This window comes from Acinetobacter sp. SM34 (assembly GCF_022012365.1).
In the GTDB taxonomy this organism is placed as follows: domain Bacteria; phylum Pseudomonadota; class Gammaproteobacteria; order Pseudomonadales; family Moraxellaceae; genus Acinetobacter.
The window spans coordinates 199,286-217,847 of the sequence record NZ_JAKLTP010000003.1; the positions used below are offsets into that span (position 1 = coordinate 199,286).

The following is an 18,562-nucleotide window of genomic DNA, read 5'->3' on the forward strand; positions in this document are numbered from 1 at the left end:
TTTAATATATTGTTTTTATAAACAATATGTTATTGATGGTATTTAGATAAGAATCATTATTGATTTAATAAATGCTAGTAATTCGAATTTTACATAAAGATGCTTTCAATTGTTGATAATTTGGACAAAATTAGAGCAATTACTTCAAAAAAGTATAGAAAATGTCAGTCTCTGTAAAGCCTTTGTCGATTATCTATAATGAAAAATCAGGATTTCATGCAGCCAATAAAGATGAAATCTATGAACAACTTATGACAAATTTAACCACTTATGGCTATGAAATTCAGACTTTCGAAATCAGTGCTGAGGCAGATTTTAACAGTTTGATGGAGAAAATTATTTCACGCCATCAACAGGCTGAAGAAATTGGTATTGTGGTAGCCGCGGGGGGAGACGGCACTTTAAATACAGTGGCAACCAAATTGATGACTACCGAGATTCCAATAGGAATTTTACCCTTGGGAACCTTTAATTATGTCGCCCGCTTGCTGCATATTCCGCTTGATTTGTTAAAAGCAGCTGAGGTCATTGCGCAGGGTAGGGTGCGTGAAGTACATGTGGCACAAATCAATGATCATATCTATTTAAACAATGCCAGTTTGGGACTATATCCTTTATTTATACAACGGCGTGAACTCTATAACCGGCGTTTTGGTCGCTTTACTTTACATGCCTATACTTCAGCATTAGATGTACTGATTCGTGATCGCAAAGAACTGAAGCTTGAAATCGAAGTTGATGGAAAAAAATATCCTGTGAAAACTCCCCTTATTTTCTTTGGCAATAATCAGTTGCAACTTGCTGAGATGAACCTGCGCCTTGCCAAATGTGCTGAATTGGGAAAAGTCGTGGGTGTGGTGGTGGCGAAAAGTGATAAACGTACCTTATTTAAAATTTTATGGCAGTTGATTCGGGGCAATCTTGATCATGCGCCAGATGTGTATAGCTTTTCTGCTGACAATGTGCAAATACATTCCAAAGCCAAAAAACTGACGCTGGCACTGGATGGTGAAATTGTAGAAATGCAGCCCCCGCTTCATATTTCCGTGCGTAAGCATGCACTCAAAATAATGGTTCCTCATGATTTTACATCTGTCTGATTTGCATTTTGGTACGGAAAAATTGGCCTGTATGGCTGCCATCCGTCTATTTTGTCAGCAACAACCTCTCGAGGCTGTAGTTGTGAGTGGTGATTTAACTCAACGTGCCCGTTATAAGCAGTTTTATGACTGTAAACAGTTTCTGGAAAGTTTAAATCTGCCTTATCTAGTGGTGCCTGGTAATCATGATATTCCCTTGTACCATGTCTGGAATCGAATATTCAGTCCCTTTACCCGCTATGAAATTTTCTTTGGCCACATGGAAACCGTGCTGGAAACCGAGCATTTTTATTTGATTGGGGTTAATAGTATTAGACGGCGTTATCATACCCGTGGGCATATTTCCTTAGAACAAATTCAACAGATTGACCAGTCTTTAATGATTGCCCCCGCAGATAAAATCAAACTGATTGTTGCACATCAACCTTTTTATACACCCCCGAATAATCCACATGGCATCAAGGACTGTCCAATGCTGGGACGTATGGCCCTGGAATCATGGAGTCAAAGTGGTTTAGATGGCCTGTTGCATGGTCATCTTCATCAATCTGCGGTGTATGACCTAAATCAGATTTACCATTTGGGGGCGAACCATCCCGTGCTGGATATTCATGCGGGAACAGCAATTTCTTACCGTTTACATCGCGGTTTGCCGAACAGCTTTAATGTAATTTATCCCAATGCCGATGTGCAGCATTATTATTTTGATGAGCAACGTAAAGAATTTATTTTAGATGAAAAAAATGCCGATTAAATGCGGAAACACACAGGTTTGAATAAAAAAAATACAAAAAACAGCAATTTTTTTTTGCTTGCCCCTTGAAGCGTTTTTTTCCATCCCCACAAAAGTGTCATCGAAATTATTTGATGATGACCGATGGAATAACAAAGTCATCATTACTTCACTATAAAAGACTTAGTCTGATGGAGTTTCCAATGAGCAACATTCGTCCATTACATGATCGCGTAGTTATTCGTCGTGTTGAAGAAGAAACTAAAACAGCTGGTGGTATTTTACTTCCAGGTTCTGCTGCTGAAAAACCGGCTCAAGGTGAAATCATTGCAGTAGGTAATGGCCAGATTACTGACAATGGTGTACGCGCTTTAGACGTTAAAGTAGGCGACAAAGTATTGTTCGGTACTTATGCAGGTACGACGGTAAAAGTACAAGGCGAAGAACTTCTTATTATGAAAGAGTCTGATATTTTAGCTGTGCTTGAAGCTTAATTCTGAGCCAGAAAATTCGGACCTGATTCTTTATACAGATTATTGAAAATTAAAAATATTTGGAGTAAATCATGTCAGCTAAAGACGTAAAATTTGGTGATTCAGCTCGCAGCAAAATGATTGCAGGCGTAAACGTACTTGCAGATGCTGTAAAAGTAACTTTAGGTCCTAAGGGCCGTAATGTTGTGATCGACCGTTCTTTCGGTGCACCACACATTACTAAGGATGGTGTAACTGTAGCGAAAGAAATTTCACTGGCAGACAAATTTGAGAACATGGGGGCTCAACTGGTTCGTGAAGTATCTTCAAAAACCAATGACATCGCAGGTGATGGTACAACAACTGCAACTGTACTTGCGCAAGCCATCTTGAATGAAGGGATCAAGTCAGTAACTGCGGGTATGAACCCAATGGACTTGAAGCGTGGTATCGATCTTGCAGTTCGCGCTGTAGTTGAAAACATCAAAGCAACGGCTAAACCAGCTTCTGACACTAAAGCGATTGAACAAGTTGGTTCGATCTCTGCTAACTCTGACACCACTGTGGGTAAACTGATTGCGCAAGCCATGGAACGTGTTGGTAAAGAAGGCGTAATTACCGTTGAAGAAGGTTCAGGCTTTGAAGATGCGTTGGACGTTGTTGAAGGTATGCAGTTTGACCGTGGTTATATCAGCCCGTACTTTGCCAACAAGCAAGACACTTTAACGGCTGAACTTGAAAATCCGTTCATTCTGCTTGTTGATAAAAAAATCAGCAACATCCGTGAATTGATTGCTGTACTTGAGGCAGTGGCTAAAACAGGTAAACCGCTTCTTATCATCGCTGAAGATGTTGAAGGCGAAGCATTGGCAACTCTAGTTGTGAACAACATGCGCGGCATCATCAAAGTATGTGCGGTTAAAGCACCTGGTTTCGGTGACCGTCGTAAAGCAATGCTTCAAGACATCGCAATCTTGACTGGTGGTACTGTGATTTCTGAAGAAGTAGGCATGTCTTTAGAACAAGCGACACTTCAAGACCTAGGTACAGCTCATAAAGTTACTGTTTCTAAAGAGAATACAGTTCTTGTTGATGGTGCAGGTGATGCAGCTCAAATTGCTGATCGCGTTCAACAAATCCGTGCACAAATTGAAGAATCTACGTCTGAATACGACAAAGAAAAACTTCAAGAACGTGTAGCTAAATTGGCTGGCGGTGTGGCAGTGATTAAAATCGGTGCTGCAACTGAAGTTGAAATGAAAGAGAAAAAAGACCGTGTGGATGATGCGCTTCATGCAACTCGTGCTGCAGTTGAAGAAGGTGTAGTTGCCGGTGGTGGTGTTGCGCTTGTACGTGCAGCTTCTGCGCTTAATGGTGTAACTGGTGCAAACGATGACCAAAATGTAGGTATCAACATTTTACGTCGTGCGATTGAAGCGCCACTTCGTCAAATCGTAGCGAATGCGGGCGATGAGCCTTCAGTTGTGATTAACGCGGTGAAGAATGGTGAAGGTAACTTTGGTTATAATGCTGCAACTGGCGAATATGGCGATATGCTTGAAATGGGTATTCTTGACCCAGCTAAAGTAACACGTTCGGCACTTGAGCATGCTGCTTCTGTTGCAGCATTGATGCTTACAACTGAGTGCATGATCACTGATATACCTGAAGACAAAGCTGCTATGCCTGATATGGGCGGCATGGGTGGTATGGGCGGTATGATGTAATTCATACTGATCATTTGATCTTAAAAAATCCCTGCTTTTGCGGGGATTTTTTTAGTGAAAAATAAAAGAAGTGAAAAAGATTTAATTTTTTTGATAAAAATAAAATATTGATAAATAACTATTTAAATTGTGAGACCAGATTATGATTTTTTATAAAAAAAGTATAATTAGGTAGTTTTTGTGTTGATTTTTTTTAAAAAAAAGGTTTATGATTTGATCAAATAGTAATTTATTATAGTTAATATGAAAAAAATAAACCTGACTGTTACAGCGGCTTGCACGAATAATACGGACTCTGTCATGATTAAAAAAAATGAGCTTAAAACTTTGTACAAAAAGATAAGGGAGTACGAAAAAATGTTGGCTCTTTATAAGGAAGAGAAACAATATTATAGAAAGCTGCTTTCGCAATGCTCTATGCAATAATTTCCTCAATGAGTGAAATGATTATTTTTTTCTGTGAATTATTCAGACGTTTAAATTTAAAGTAGAAATCTAAATCAATTGAGTCAGAAGGCTCCTGATTAAATAGCATGGTTTGATCTCCATCACCAAAGCGTAGCCATTGAGTAGAAACATTTAACCATATCGCAAGAATGGCCAGTTTATCCTGATTAGGAATTGCCTTTCCTAATAACCAATTATTTGCTGACTGGACGCTGATAGCTTGACCATCATAACGGTGATTAAATTCATTCGATAAGTAAGTTGGACTAATCGGATGCTTTGCTTCCGTCAAAGCTTTCTTTAGTCGCTCAGCAAATAGCTTTTTTTCTTGTTGACTACTCATAATTCAAAATAAACCTTACAGATTTGATTATTTTATACTTTTTATATCGCTAAAAGTTTATTTAATTGTAGTTTTTTACTTCAGAAAAGTAAACCAATATCAATATCTAAAAAGATCTGGAATTTTCTGATTTGTATCTAAATATTTGTTGTTGTAGTGAGCATACTCTTGCTTAATTTTTTAAATCTATCATTCAATTAATTGTTTATTGTTCTGTTTTGATTATGCAATCACGACCTGCGAAGTTTTCAATCATTACTATTTTTATCAATTTTTAGTTTAATTTTTTCGCAATCTTATTTTTATTTAAATACAAATATTTGATTTATTTTTATTTTATAAATAAATTGATATTGTTATCAAATTTTATGTGAATTTAAATCAAATTTTGATTGATTAAAATCTTTCTTTTTGTATATGATGAATTTGTAACGATGGTGAGGGAGTGGATAGTGGTTTTCAGCATTATCCACGCATTCGTCTCAGTTTTTCTGGTTTGCGAAATTTTAAAGTAAACCAGTTTTTATAAGAATTGATAAAGGATAAATTTATGACATTTAAGAAATCAGCATTAACAGTTGCCCTAATGACTATGGCGGGTACAACGGCAATGGCTACAGTGGTGGAAACGCCACTCACACGTACAAATTATGATAATCAATTAGGGGATTTATATCAGCAAACAGCAGGAACTTTAACTGTAAATAATGAAGTCAATAATTCTACAGTTGATCGAGTCGCAGAAACTCTTAATTCACAAGTCATTTTAAATGCGACTACAAAAGTCAAGATTCCTGCTGAACCTACCGATACATTTAATAAGTATGAATATAAAGAAACTCGTGCAGGAGAATTGCAAGCCTTCCATCATCAATTGGATACAAATTTAACGGACACCACAATTCAGGATTCTCGACGTGTTGAAGAAAGCAGTTTTAGCAATAAAAATGGTTTGGTAACGCGTACTGCACAAACTCAAATTAACTTAGATGCAGATGGTAATGAAATTCTTGGGACTGAAACGCGTTTAGATGATGTCGATCTTACTTTCACACAATATGATTTCACCAAAGATGCAGGAGCATTTGAACGGAGTTATTCAGAGAAAACGAGTGAAATTCAGTATAAACCGGATCAAGTTAAAAATTTAGAATTTCATGGAGAATTGACATCTTTAAATCGTTATAATGATATTCAATATGATGCAAATGGCCAGCCTGTGGTAGTGAATGGTCAGGCAGCTTATGTAGAATTGAAAAATCAAAACACTATTCGTGAAGATGTAGTTGTCTATAATGCAGATGATGTAGATGATAGCCCAGATAACATTGTCTTAAAAAGCCGAGATGCCAGTGGCAGGTTAGTTGTTGCCAGTGGTGAGCAGATTGCAGCAGATAAAGAGGCGAATTACCTGTATGATCATAATGGTGACTTTGTCACACATCAGGTCGATGCTTACGGCAATGTTAATGTTTCCAATATTACTGAATCTAATTTAGCCCAATCTCTCAACTATACTGATTATGATGATGTCAGTACTAAAGATTTGGAACTTTCTCTTCAGGGATCTACGAGTTATCAGCAAACCGATATTTTTGACAATTTTGTAAGCTACTATAAGCACAATGAGAAAAGTGATTTAACGGTTTATAATGATGGTCAGTCTGATCTTGCCTGGGAAGGTCAACTTAGTCAGGATGCAAGCTGGAAGTCGCGTGAAGTTTCAGAAAAAAACGGTCAGCTTAATATTGATAGCATTACTACAGGTACTTCTGAGCTAAACCAGCAGGACGCATATTATCAACCTACCCATAATGCGGAAGGTGAAAATTATAATATTCAAAAGGCAACTGGTAATCAGTCAATTCCTTTCCCAAGTGATTACTTAGGTGGCAATGGGCCAATGCTGTTGGGCAGTGTACATAGTGTAGGTGATACCGCATTACAAAGTTCACTTTATGATTCAAAGTTTCATGAAAAAACGGTCGATGGTAGTGGGAATTTAGTTCGTGAAGTCACAAAAAATGAGTATGAGTCATTAAATTATGCTGCGAATATGCAGGAAAATATTGAAGTTGACCGTGACTTAGTTCGTAGCTCTTTACGTGATAAAACTGTGGTTGGTTCTAAAGTTGTATTTAGCACTAATCCACAAGATCAGGTGGTTTCAGGTTTTACCCGTAAATTTGATGGTTCACCAATTACCCTGAATGATGTCGATCAGTGGGTAGATGATAATGGTAATACTCATCATTATGTAGTTCTGGGCTTGGATAAAAATGGCCAGGAAATTCGTACTGAGGTACAGATTACTGATGCAGCTGATCCAACCAGTTTGAGTCTGAATGCAACGTATAACCAATTGAATACCTCAAATTCAACAGAGTCAGTGCGTTATAATGAAGATGAATTCTATAAGTCTACAGATTCATCAGTAAACTCATATACTACAACTTATGAAGATGGTTCTGTTGAGTACGACAAATCGACTTCTGATCAAACAATCACCGTTTACAATGAGAACGTGACCGATAAAGAGTGGGAAGGTACTCGTGCTGGTACCCAAGCAAATCAGGATGTGACATTTGCTGATGTGGGGGGTGTTGCAACAGCGGCTCAGATTAATACTTCTGCATCAAGCTTTGCTGAAAAGACCACTAAATATAAAGCAGGTCAAGTGCTTGAAGAAGAAACAACACGTACTTTTACTAATGAAGGTGGTGAACAAGATCTATTGGCAAATACAACTTCAGCTTACCAAGGTAACTGGGAGCGCAATGAAAAATTGTATGCTGAAGGTGCAAGTGATCTAAAGCGTGTTACTACTGAAAGTAGTGCAGGAACATCGTCTTATACCTCTGCTACTCAGACTGTGGAATCAGAACGGGCATCAAATAATCAGAAAACAATCTATCAGGCTGGTGATATCCGTCGTACTGAAACTGGTTCTGAGTCTCAGAGCACAACAACGAAAGATGTTGCGACAGGCAATTCACTTACTTATGCAACCCAGGATAAATCTGCATCGACTAAGTTCAATACCGAGACTGGTCTGTTAGCAACACAAGATGTTCTATCTACAAAATCTCGTGAGAGTCAGGAAAGCTTAAGTATTACTGAAGCAGGTGTTACTACTTCTAAAACAGTTGTTCGTGGTTCTGAAACAGAAAAACGTAGTGATAGAAGTTCAACTAAAACAGTTTATGGCTCTCAAACCAATGTTGCGGGTGATGGTTCTCAAACTGTATTGGCTAAGAGTGCAACAACAGTTGTAGATAAGTTTGGTATTGAGGAATCTAATCAGCTGACTCAAGCAAATACAAATATCACTGCTGCTGGTGCTGCAACTACCACTACACAACAACGTACTGATGATGTTTCTGGAATTAAGTTAGAAAAAACAGTGACATTGGAAGGTGCTAGCACTCAGAGAGTTGCAGGTACTACTCAGACGAGTTCAACCATAATTAGTGCAGGTGAAATTTCTGTAGATGGCGTGTCTATTACTGCAAATGGTTTGAATGCCAATAATACCGTTGTGTCTAATGTTGCAAATGGTGTTGCGGATTCTGATGCGGCAAACCTTGGTCAAGTACGATCATACTACAATGATGTAAGTGGTCGTGTTAACCAATTGAATACACGTGTAGATGACGTTGAGAAAACTTCTTACCGTGGTATTGCTATTGCGTTAGCTGCGCAACAACAAATTCCTAACATTGGTGCTGGTCAGTTCGCTGTATTTGGTGGTGTAGGTCACTATGAAGGTGAATCTGCAGGTGCTCTAGGTCTTGCTAGTGTATTTGCTGATGGTCGTACTTCTGTAAGTGCTGCGGTAGGTTTTGCTGGCGGTAACGAAGTTGGTGGTCGTGTAGGTGTATCATACGTTTTTGGCGGTAAATAATTTAGCTGTCTGAAAATAGAATCAAACAAAAAATCCCTGCCTCGTGCGGGGATTTTTTTTAACGCTTTTTCATATTATTTTTACCCTTTGTTTGACTAATCATCGTAGTTCTCTATGCTTTAAGGTAAATAATTACTCAGTTTTTATCTGTTTAGGACCGGTGAAAATGATGCAAGAGGAGCTGGAGAATAAAATTATTGGACAAATCTATGATGCTGCCTTGAATGCCAGTTTATGGCCTAAAGTGATTCAGCAAATTGTTCAATACACTGAAAGTCAGGCAGCCATGTTTACTGCTTTAGATCAATTGAACCCTGCCTATAACTTTGTGCACACGTACAATATTCCAGCCTGCAGTTTAGAAACCTATCAGCAAGAAAAAATAAAAACGATGAATCAGAAGTTGCATTTGCCATTCTGGTTAGAAGTTGGTGTTGGAAATGCATTAAGTCAGAATCTATCGCAATATGGTCAGCTATTTGCTACAGATGAATATGTTTTTTATGAAAAATGTTTAAAAGCGACCGACGTCGGGTTTATTGCCAGTCTATTACTGGATCATGGTGATCATCAATGGTCAGTACTCGGTATTCATCGCGGCAAGCAAGATCAACCCTTTACGCAATATGAACTGGATATTCTAAAAAGGTTGGGTTTGCATTTACGCAGGGCATTACAGATTCACAAGCAATTAAGTTTAGCTCGGCTCAAAAACAGGAATTTATACCGAATTCTAAATGCCATTAAAACAGGTATTTTACTCATTGATATGAATCGAGAATTGTATTACCTCAACCAAAAAGCACAGTACTTTTTTGAACAATCCAAGTTATTCGAACTCGATAAAAATAACCAGATTAATATAAGCAAGCCATATCAATTAGATTTAGAGCAATTAATATCCAGCATTAAGCCAGAGGCTAATTATGCTAAAAAACAGGTAGGAGGGGTGTTGGCCATGGAAGATCAGTATGGACAAAAAATTATGCTGACCATTGCACCTTTTAACAGTCCACGACATTTTACCGATTTAAAAGATCATCTTAAACCATATGTCATGCTATTTATTACTGAAACTGAACAGCATTATAAGCTGGCTTCGTCTTATTTAAGACAAGTGTATGGTTTATCCAACAGGGAATGTGAATTGTGTGAATTATTTGTGAATGGTTATAACCTGGAACAGATTGCCGCCCATTACCAATTAGCATTAAGTTCTGTACGAACCTATCTGAAAAATATTTATGCGAAAATGCAATGTAAATCACAGGCAGAATTTTTGTATAAACTTATGGGCGTTACCATCGATTTTGAGCATGTGAGTTAATCTATCCAGAATCCAGTTCTGGATAGATATATTTTGAGCACTATTAAGTAGTACCAGTACCAGTGCCTGTAGCTATGAAATCTTTATTGAAAGTATATGAAATCTCACCGCTGACAAGCGTTAAAGATCCAGTAGCAAGAGTGTAGGTGAATGGAGGGTAGAGTGTTGTCCCATTTACAAGCCCCGAACAGCCAGTTGTATCTACTATAATTTGACTGGCAACCACAGTTCCATTGGTCGTGGTATATTTACCGTATTCAACCCCCGGTGTTGGTGTTCCACAATTATCACTTGCTAAACTGTCAATATACATATAATAACCGTCACTAAAGAATGTAAGTGCATTCGTATCATTGAACCAGTTGTCCTGAATATTGTTTGCAGTGGTGCTAATCCGTTTTAATTTATTTTCACCATTAGTTACCCCAGATTCGGTCAAGGTTACATTGGTTCGATCATAACGTAGGGTAAATGCTACTCCTCCGTTCGGATTAGACAGACCCAGATCGCCATTGGTGTCAACCTCAATCACTGGATTAATTTGTCCCGTACTTGGATTCCATTCCAAGGTACCAGTTTCCACACCGCTACCAGTTAGATTAGCTGAATCTACTTCACCTAATATATATTGTCCGGTAGGACTTATATGAACCACAATGGCACCTTGTCCAGTACGGTTTAATTCCCAACTTCCTGCAATATCTTTATAGAAGGCATTTTTGGAATTAGTGAGTGCAGTTTCTAATGCAATTGGCGTTTTATTAAGTTCGGTAAAAGCAGGATCGGTAATAAATTGAGCATAAGTCTGGTTGAAGTTGATGGTATTGTCAGCCAATGCAGTGAAAACGGCATCACTAATCTGAATGCCATCGTCGTGGTTTGCATTGTCATCCAGTGTTTGCAAGAAAACGATAATATTTTCACGAACATTTTGAAGCGTAGATAATTCCATTGGAGTGATGCGAGGAGAAGCTGGAACTGAGTCACCTATTTGTACACCGCCAATAAAAAATTTAATGGTGTCGCCAGCCTTATAATTAAAATAACCCTCTGCATCTGTTTTAGCTTTGATCCCACTACTGGTTTGGTATTCAACACCAGATATAGGACCATCAACTAACTGTCCCTGTTGAGTGGTAGGTGTAGGTGGTGGGTTGGAATCATCATTATTATCATTACATGCCGTAAGTAAACCTGCGATGGCAACTGCCAAGAGCACTTTTTTCATTTTCGACTCCATTATCATCTTTGATTATAGTGACTAAAAGCATAGTCAAGCCTGTACTCAGGAAATATCCTCAAATGAGGATAAACAGGTAAATTTGAGACTTTATTTGTTATTTTTTATAACAGTCTATTGGACCATAAACCATGTCATGAGTAAGGCTGGGTTTTGATGATAAAAAAGAAATGTAGTGTTTGGTAAATATGAGAAAAAAGAGAACGGGATATAAAAAATCCCCATATTTCACGAAAATTTTTTATAGATCAAGCTGCCTGCTATTTAATTTTGATATAAAGCCGTGGCGATGATTCGGAATGAATAAATGAGACCAGATGGTAATTGGTTTTATTGGGCTGAATCGGTGGAATTGGACTGTTGTCAATGCTGGCCGGATATTCATTATTTTTATCATCGACCAGTACAATATCACTGTCGCGTATTTTTAGGGCACGGTCTGAGTGATTATTAATTTCAAAAAAATAAGTCAGCTTGGTGCTTTCTATTTTATTGGACCGTATTTTTTCAGTTTTAAATAGATCTGCCTGTATATCTACATGTTTCAGGGCATTATTCACTTCTATTTTTTGTATTTTAGGAATTTGATATTTTTCAAAATTATTGCGTTGATTTTTATGTCGATCCCGAAGTTCTAAAAATTGGTCATGCCACGAAAGATAACGTATTTTATTGCTTTTATCTTCTGTGAGCTGAATTAGTCTGGAATTTTTAGGATCAAAACTGAATGTACCAGAAGACTGTTTTTGTTTGGTTTTTTGTTTAAAGAACTGAATTTCTTTGAGGGTATAAGTCTGGTTGGGATGCAGCTGTATTGAAAAAAGTTTCTTCTCGCAGGCCTTACAGGGAATAAAGGCTTTGTAATGTCCTGTCCAGTCCGGAATCTGCTGGTTCTGTGGCTTGGACAGATGATCGTTAGTTTTAGCATGGTCTTGAATTAAAGGAGAATTGGGCTTATCGCAGCCACTTAAACAGAGTAAGGAGCAAAAACTGAGGGTTATCATTGTTTTTTTCATTATGATCATCAAATGAGAAAAATATTTTTTAACCATAATCATAACAGCATGATCGGGCTAGTAGGGCAGAAGGAAATAGGTCATTTATTTGTTGCAAATCATGACGATTGCCTAAAGCAGGGCAAATAAAAAAGCCAGATTTTCAGTCTTTTTAATGAATTAAGAGTGATATTCAAATAGGGCAATTAATTAGCATCTTTCTGTAATTTGTAATTCATTTTGGAATCAATCAATTTTTCTGATTTTATATCGCGTGCTTCAACAAAATTTTCACCAATAAAGAATTTACGGTTTTCTCCTGCTTGGTCCAGGCTAATCATAGCGGGATTGTCTGCATCAAAACTAAAAGTTCCTTTCACTTTGAATTCACTATTTTTTCCCTTACCCAGGTATTTCTGTTTCAACTCATAGGTTTTATCAGCTTTTAATTCCAGTTCGGTCTCAATACCCTGACAGTCAGCACAGGGAAAAACCCCTTTATATTCACCTGGCCAATCCAGTGACGTTTCTGCTGTATCACTCATAGTTGCGGCCGGTTCAGCTGTGGTAGCTTGGGTCATGGGTTGATCAGGAGCTGTATTGCTTTCATGAGTATTGGTATCTGGTTTACTACACGCAGTGAAAACTAAGCTGCTCAGTGACAGGAGGAATATTATTTTTTTCACGATATTGTTCCTTTTAGCCAAATATAGCTTTAAAAACTACGTAAAAATGCAGATGGGTTAAATATCGATCTTGTTGGGGCTTTGTTATGCCTTTTTTTGTGCGAATTTTAATGTGGAATTAGAAAGTCTGAGCTAAGGAGGAAGAAATTTCGGAAAAACAAAACAGCAACTTTACATATTTTATTTGAACTCTAAAGTTATACATTTATATATTAATTGATTATTTATTGGGCATATTGCACTTTTATATTTCAGCAACGTTGTTAGAATCTGCGCACTTTATAGAGGTGTCGGTGCGGCAAGTGTTTGAAAAATTAGCTGAACAAAGTTTAAAAATGATGGGCTGGGAAATCGATAATCATTGGCCGCTTGATTTGGATCAATGTGTGATGATTGCAGCACCGCACACCAGTAATTGGGATGCCTTATATGCACGCCTGGCACTCAAGGCATTAGGGGTGCATGTCCGTTTAACCATTAAAGACAGTTATATGAAATTTCCTTTTGGCCCATTTGTACGGGCAATGGGCGGAATTGGAATTGACCGGACAGTGAAGAAGGCAGGAGAGCCACGCCCCAGCATGGTTCAGCTGATGTCGGATTTATTTAAAACCCATCCGAAACTGGTGATGTTGGTGACTCCAGAAGCAACCCGTGCCAAACAGGAACAATGGAAAACCGGGTTCTATCATGTAGCCATCAACGCAGGTGTGCCGATTGCATTGGCTTATATGGATTATGCCAAGAAGAAAACCGGGGTCGGTAAAATTGTTTATCCGAGCGGTGACTATGAAAAAGATATGGCTGAAATTATGGCTTTTTATGCTCAAATTCATGCCAAATTCCCAGAGAAGTTTAGCGTAGATACACGTTATTGCCAGGAACCAAACTAAGAAATACAGGCATTCTTGTCTGGCGTGCAAGGCTAAGCCAAGAGGAAAAATGACAAAATCTTGGCTCGCTGCGCATAATTTATGGGTCAGCAGGGCTGCCCTCTGCTTAATGGAGCTATGGTGCTTGCGTTGGACGAATGCCGCCTAAATGCTGGCACGCTTCCTGATAAATAAAATATTGTTCCTCAATTACTTCTGTTAACGGCACATCAAATAACTTGTCCCCATCTTTATAGCTTTGTACATAAGATTCGGCTTTTTGGCGGCTAGAAGCCAGGGATTGTTCATGATATGACGTAATAGAACTATGTGCCATTTGCGCGGTTTCAATATTATTGCATTGAAAATAGCTGAGCATTTTTTCTGCATGTTTGATATCGCGGGAAGTGCTTAGGGAACAGCCAGTCAGGACAATTATTGCTGCTAGAAAAATCAAGGTTTTCATTGCTGAGGAAAGATTAAATGGGGGATAAGCTATTGTATAAAGTTTTCCCTCGGATAAATTTGCTCAGCCCCACTGATTGGGTATTTTTTGTTTAAATGAGACTTATGGTAGTTTTGTCCGGCACTGATAGAAAATAAGACTGCAATATTTCAATATATAAATTTGATTTTTTCAACAAGCAATAAGAATTACAGCACCGTATTGAAAACCAAGAAACAGCCGGAAGCAAATAAAAGGCTTAATACCGTATGCTTAAATTGTTTTTCCGAAATTTTATAAAATAATTTTGCTCCTAAAATGGCGGGAAAACTGACACTGATCAGCAAGATGACGATATAAGGCCAGAGCTGGATTTCAAGCGTGCCTTGCAGTAAATAGGCCAGTAGCGTAAACAGCTGAATGCCAAAATTAAAATGCCGTAAAATATAACGTTGTTGCTGTTTTGATAGATTTTTCAGCATGACCCAGGCAGATGGCAACGAACCGCAAAACCCGCCTAATCCCCCTAGGATTCCACCGATAAATCCAATCAGGCCATCGGCCAGTTTTCCCGATTGTTGCAGTCGTGGAAATGCCGGATTGAAAAACATCACCGGACACCACAACAGCAAAAATACGCCTAAAACGATTTTAAAGGTTTCGGGTTGAATAATATGCAGTAAATAGGTGCCCAAAGGCACGCCAATCAGCCCAGCAATTAAATAAGGTAATACCAGTGTTTTGTTCAGGTGGGGATGCTTTTGTTCATTGGATAATGAAATGATATGGCTCCATACCGAAGCAAAGACCACCAAGGGTGCAGCAATTTGCGGGGGCAGTGCCCACACCCAGAATGACATGGCAATTAAGGCAAAGGCAAAGCCGGTGAGTCCTTGTACAAAACCTGCGACCATTGCACCAAGAATAAATAACAACCAAGTCATAGAAATAGGTACAGATGAAAAGGCAGTAGTATTCAAAAGATGGGTAAAAAAGCCAAGCTTATATTTAGCAGTATTTCTGCAAATCTAAGGAGAATTTTGTATAAAACTGCTTCGGAATCAGTTATTGGAGTTCGGCTTATGAATAAACAATGGATAAATGACTACAAGAATTCAACACGGACTCCCAACACTTTTCATTAAATCATTCGATACTGATGCTATGCGGTAAAAGAGGTGATGAACATGATGAAAAAAGTGATCTTACTTTCTGTATTGGCAGTGTCAATAACTGGCTGTATGCTTGATCCTTATTATGATGACGATTATGGTGGTCATCGGGACCGCAACGGACATTATGACCGAGACCATGGCGACCGAGACTGGAAAAATAGAGACCATGGGGACTGGAAGCATGACAGAGGTGATCGGGATTGGCGCTATGGGCGTTAACAGATCTATCCCCCGATCTTAAATTGATAGACTACATTTGATAAAAAAGGATTCCATAGAGGAATCCTTTTTTATTGCCTTTTATTAATAGGCATTAGCAGACATTTTTCTGATACAGCCCAGCTCGAACTGTGCCGGCTTTAGTCTGTTTCACCTGTTGCCAGCTAACAGGAAGTTTAAGCTGATTTAAATCACGATCGGCCTCAACATATATAAATGCTCGGTCTTTAATGAGCGGATCGGCAAGCTGGGCCAGTTCTTCCCATAAATTCAGGCTGTAAGGGGGATCTAAAAACACCAGATCAAAGCTTTGTTTCAGGGTGGGGAGCGTTTGTTGAGCTGTGGCTACTTTCAGTTTGGCGTGTTGACTGGTGACTTTTAGCAACTGCAAATTATCGGTTAAAAAAGCAGCTTGCATGCGATTCGGTTCAATCATTACCACCTGTGCTGCACCACGTGATAAAGCTTCAAAACTTAAGGCACCTGAACCGGCACAAATGTCCAGAACCTGTGCGTTTTGAATATCCCACATCAACCAGTTAAACAAAGTTTCACGTACCCGGTCTGGTGTAGGGCGTAAGCCTTCAATACTGGCAAAAGGAAGCTGGCGGCGTTTCCATTCACCGCCAATAATACGGAGTTGATTTTTCATAGATCAGTCACCTTCAACTTCTGCTGGTTGTGCGCCTGATGCGGCTTGAGTAGCGTGCTGGGTCGCTGCTGCTGTTGTATTGGCCTGAGTATTGTTAGTCGTGTTCACAGGTGCCGAACCACTTGGCAATTCACCCGGTTTGATGCCTGCGGTCATGAGGCCGCCACTAATTTGATGACCTGCGGGACGGATCGGATTTTTTTTACGGGTGTATAACCAATAGTCAAACAGAGGACGAGCCAGCTGCGCTGCCGAACCACCGTGTTTACCATTTTCCCAAACAATCGCAACTGCAATCTCGGGATTTTCAGCAGGGGCAAAACCAATAAATAAACCATGGTCAAGCTGACGTTCACTTAATAACGCTTCGTTGTATTTTTTACCCTGGGCAATACTTTTGACCTGTGCAGTCCCGGTTTTCCCTGCAATATGATACAGCGGGGTACGGATACCACGACCTGTACCGGTCTCGATGACATCGATCATGGCATCACGCATTTTGATCCAGTCTTCAGGTTTGCCATTAAACTGAATTTTGCCATCTGGAGCATTATGGGCGGTATAAGGTTTGGCACCATGGCTTTCACGCAGGACATGAGGAGTAATGTGCGCGCCCTGATTTGCAGTAATTGCAGTGGCCATCGCCAGTTGTAGCGGTGTTGCAGTAAAGGCACCTTGTCCAATACTCACGGAAATGGTTTCACCTTTTAACCATTTGCTTTTACGGGTCCGCATTTTCCAGTCTGGGCTTGGATACAAACCGGTACTTTCACTCGGTAAATCGACGCCGGTTTTTTGACTAAAGCCAAATTGGCGCATCCAGGCATTCATTTTTTCAATGCCCATGCGGTAGGCCAGAATATAATAATAGGTATCGCAAGACACCACTTGAGCTTTATGCAGATTTACCGCGCCATGACCTGATTTGCGCCAATCGCGGAATCTATGCGAATCGCCGGGTAAAGAAAAATAACCGGGATCTAAAATAGCGGTGTTCCAATCGACAATATTATAGTGTAAGCCACCTAAGCCAAACATCGGTTTAATGGTTGAACCTGGAGGATAAGCACCTTGCACAGCCCGGTTATAAAGCGGCTGGTCAATATTGTCGCGAAGCGCGCTATAGTCGGTACTGCTAATGCCGGTCACAAATAAATTCGGGTTAAAACTCGGGCTGGAAACCAGAGCTAAAATTTCACCAGTTTTAGGATTTAGCGCTACAATGGCACCACGACGACCTGCCAGTTGCTCAGTAGCTGTTACCTGTAAGCCATAGTCAATTGAAAGGTATAAGTCATTTCCACGAACAGGCTCTTTACGGCCTAAATTACGTAATACATTACCGTGAGCATCTGCTTCTACCGACTCATTGCCGGGCAAACCATGTAACAGCTCTTCATAGGATTTCTCTACCCCGATTTTCCCAATCAGGTTGGTGCCGGCATACAAGTCTTTATCAATCGATTTTAATTCTTTGTCGTTAATACGCCCCACATAACCAATCACGTGGGCAAACAGCTCGCCATGCGGATAGTAGCGGGTCATCTGGGTTTCTATATTCACCCCGGGAAACTGAAATTTGACTTCGCTAAATTTGGCAATATCAGTTTCGGTTAAATTTAATTTTAATGATACGCGTTCGGTTTTTTTAGAGGTTTTAATCCGGCTGCTAAAACGGTCGATGTCTTCTTGGGTCAGGCTTAAGATGGGGGTTAAACGCTGTACGGTTCCATCAATATCTTGCACATCGGCTCGTGACATGGTTGCGGAAAATACCGGGTAGTTATCTGCCAGCAAAATCCCATTACGGTCATAAATATAGCCGCGCGCAGGTGCCAAAGGTTGTAGTCGAATACGGTTCTGGTCTGAGGCGGTTGAAAATTCATTAAAATGCATAAGTTGCAAATAGGCATAACGGGCAACAAGCAGGAGCAGAAAGAACGCTACAATCCCGATAGAGATAAAAACCCGATTGCGATAAATGCGCTTTTCTTGTTGAACGTTTTTTAAAGGAAAGTGCTGCTTCATACGCGATCGACTTACATCATACAGGGGAGTGAAAAAATCCAGTGGCATATTCTAACGCAAGTCAGCATTTTTTGATATTTGTTCTGGAGAACAGTTGGATCGGTTTAGCTTAAACTTTGACTTTACAGACATTAAAATTGTAAAGTGCAGTATATAAGAGTTCTAATAATTCTGCTAAAGTCAAAATTCAAAAAAA

The 18,562-nt window shown here is 39.3% G+C and carries 16 protein-coding genes; 8 read left to right on the forward strand and 8 right to left on the reverse strand.

The genetic code is table 11. The features are described from left to right. The first annotated feature begins 161 nt into the window (after positions 1-161). The 4 genes from LZZ98_RS04070 (at position 162) to groL (ending at position 4,033) form a co-directional block, all read left to right on the forward strand. Positions 162-1,100: a diacylglycerol/lipid kinase family protein gene (locus tag LZZ98_RS04070; protein ID WP_237786750.1), complete on the forward strand. Its 939-nt coding sequence runs from the start codon at positions 162-164 to the stop codon at positions 1,098-1,100. Then, on the forward strand, positions 1,081-1,854 hold the full coding sequence (locus tag LZZ98_RS04075; RefSeq protein WP_237786751.1) for a metallophosphoesterase family protein: 774 nt from the start codon (positions 1,081-1,083) through the stop codon (positions 1,852-1,854). The genes LZZ98_RS04070 and LZZ98_RS04075 overlap by 20 nt, the downstream gene beginning before the upstream one ends. A gap of 182 nt (positions 1,855-2,036) precedes the next feature. Further along, on the forward strand, positions 2,037-2,327 hold the full coding sequence (locus tag LZZ98_RS04080; protein WP_086175216.1) for a co-chaperone GroES: 291 nt from the start codon (positions 2,037-2,039) through the stop codon (positions 2,325-2,327). Positions 2,328-2,398: 71 nt separating this feature from the next. Beyond that, positions 2,399-4,033 carry a chaperonin GroEL gene (gene groL / locus LZZ98_RS04085; RefSeq protein WP_237786752.1) on the forward strand — a complete coding sequence of 545 codons (1,635 nt, stop codon included), beginning with the start codon at positions 2,399-2,401 and terminating at the stop codon, positions 4,031-4,033. Between the two features lie 415 nt (positions 4,034-4,448). On the opposite strand, the gene LZZ98_RS04090 is transcribed toward groL, so the two are convergent. After that, a complete protein-coding gene (locus LZZ98_RS04090) occupies positions 4,449-4,823 on the reverse strand; it encodes a hypothetical protein (RefSeq protein ID WP_237786753.1) in 375 nt (124 codons plus the stop codon). Between the two features lie 550 nt (positions 4,824-5,373). On the opposite strand from LZZ98_RS04090, the gene LZZ98_RS04095 reads away from it, so the two are divergent. Next, positions 5,374-8,727: a YadA-like family protein gene (locus LZZ98_RS04095; RefSeq protein WP_237786754.1), complete on the forward strand. Its 3,354-nt coding sequence runs from the start codon at positions 5,374-5,376 to the stop codon at positions 8,725-8,727. A 166-nt stretch (positions 8,728-8,893) separates the two neighbouring features. Continuing rightward, positions 8,894-10,054 (forward strand): helix-turn-helix transcriptional regulator, encoded by a 1,161-nt coding sequence (locus tag LZZ98_RS04100; RefSeq protein WP_237786755.1) that lies wholly within the window; start codon positions 8,894-8,896, stop codon positions 10,052-10,054. Between the two features lie 43 nt (positions 10,055-10,097). Here LZZ98_RS04100 and LZZ98_RS04105 read toward each other — a convergent pair whose 3' ends face one another. The 3 genes from LZZ98_RS04105 to LZZ98_RS04115 form a co-directional block, all read right to left on the reverse strand. Further along, entirely contained in the window at positions 10,098-11,282 is a 1,185-nt protein-coding gene (locus LZZ98_RS04105) for a hypothetical protein (protein ID WP_237786756.1), read from the reverse strand. 272 nt (positions 11,283-11,554) lie between these two features. Beyond that, positions 11,555-12,310, reverse strand: coding sequence for a copper resistance protein NlpE N-terminal domain-containing protein (locus LZZ98_RS04110; protein WP_237786757.1), 756 nt, complete (start codon positions 12,308-12,310; stop codon positions 11,555-11,557). 185 nt (positions 12,311-12,495) lie between these two features. Beyond that, entirely contained in the window at positions 12,496-12,975 is a 480-nt protein-coding gene (locus LZZ98_RS04115; protein WP_237786758.1) for a copper resistance protein NlpE, read from the reverse strand. 302 nt (positions 12,976-13,277) lie between these two features. On the opposite strand from LZZ98_RS04115, the gene LZZ98_RS04120 reads away from it, so the two are divergent. Continuing rightward, complete coding sequence (locus LZZ98_RS04120) at positions 13,278-13,868, forward strand: 1-acyl-sn-glycerol-3-phosphate acyltransferase (RefSeq protein WP_086175221.1); 591 nt, start codon at positions 13,278-13,280, stop codon at positions 13,866-13,868. A gap of 115 nt (positions 13,869-13,983) precedes the next feature. Here the strand turns inward: LZZ98_RS04120 and LZZ98_RS04125 are convergent, their stop codons facing one another. Together LZZ98_RS04125 and LZZ98_RS04130 are read right to left on the reverse strand one after the other, a co-directional pair. Then, complete coding sequence (locus tag LZZ98_RS04125) at positions 13,984-14,313, reverse strand: hypothetical protein (protein ID WP_237786759.1); 330 nt, start codon at positions 14,311-14,313, stop codon at positions 13,984-13,986. A 188-nt stretch (positions 14,314-14,501) separates the two neighbouring features. Next, positions 14,502-15,236 (reverse strand): sulfite exporter TauE/SafE family protein, encoded by a 735-nt coding sequence (locus tag LZZ98_RS04130; protein WP_237786760.1) that lies wholly within the window; start codon positions 15,234-15,236, stop codon positions 14,502-14,504. Between the two features lie 243 nt (positions 15,237-15,479). Between LZZ98_RS04130 and LZZ98_RS04135 the strand changes: the two genes are divergently transcribed. Beyond that, entirely contained in the window at positions 15,480-15,686 is a 207-nt protein-coding gene (locus LZZ98_RS04135; RefSeq protein ID WP_237786761.1) for a hypothetical protein, read from the forward strand. 94 nt (positions 15,687-15,780) lie between these two features. Here LZZ98_RS04135 and rsmD read toward each other — a convergent pair whose 3' ends face one another. Both rsmD and mrdA read right to left on the reverse strand, forming a co-directional pair. Further along, positions 15,781-16,338, reverse strand: a complete 558-nt coding sequence (gene rsmD, locus LZZ98_RS04140) for a 16S rRNA (guanine(966)-N(2))-methyltransferase RsmD (RefSeq protein WP_237786762.1) — start codon at positions 16,336-16,338, stop codon at positions 15,781-15,783. Between the two features lie 3 nt (positions 16,339-16,341). Further along, positions 16,342-18,366, reverse strand: coding sequence for a penicillin-binding protein 2 (mrdA, locus tag LZZ98_RS04145; protein WP_237786818.1), 2,025 nt, complete (start codon positions 18,364-18,366; stop codon positions 16,342-16,344). Positions 18,367-18,562 lie beyond the last annotated feature (196 nt).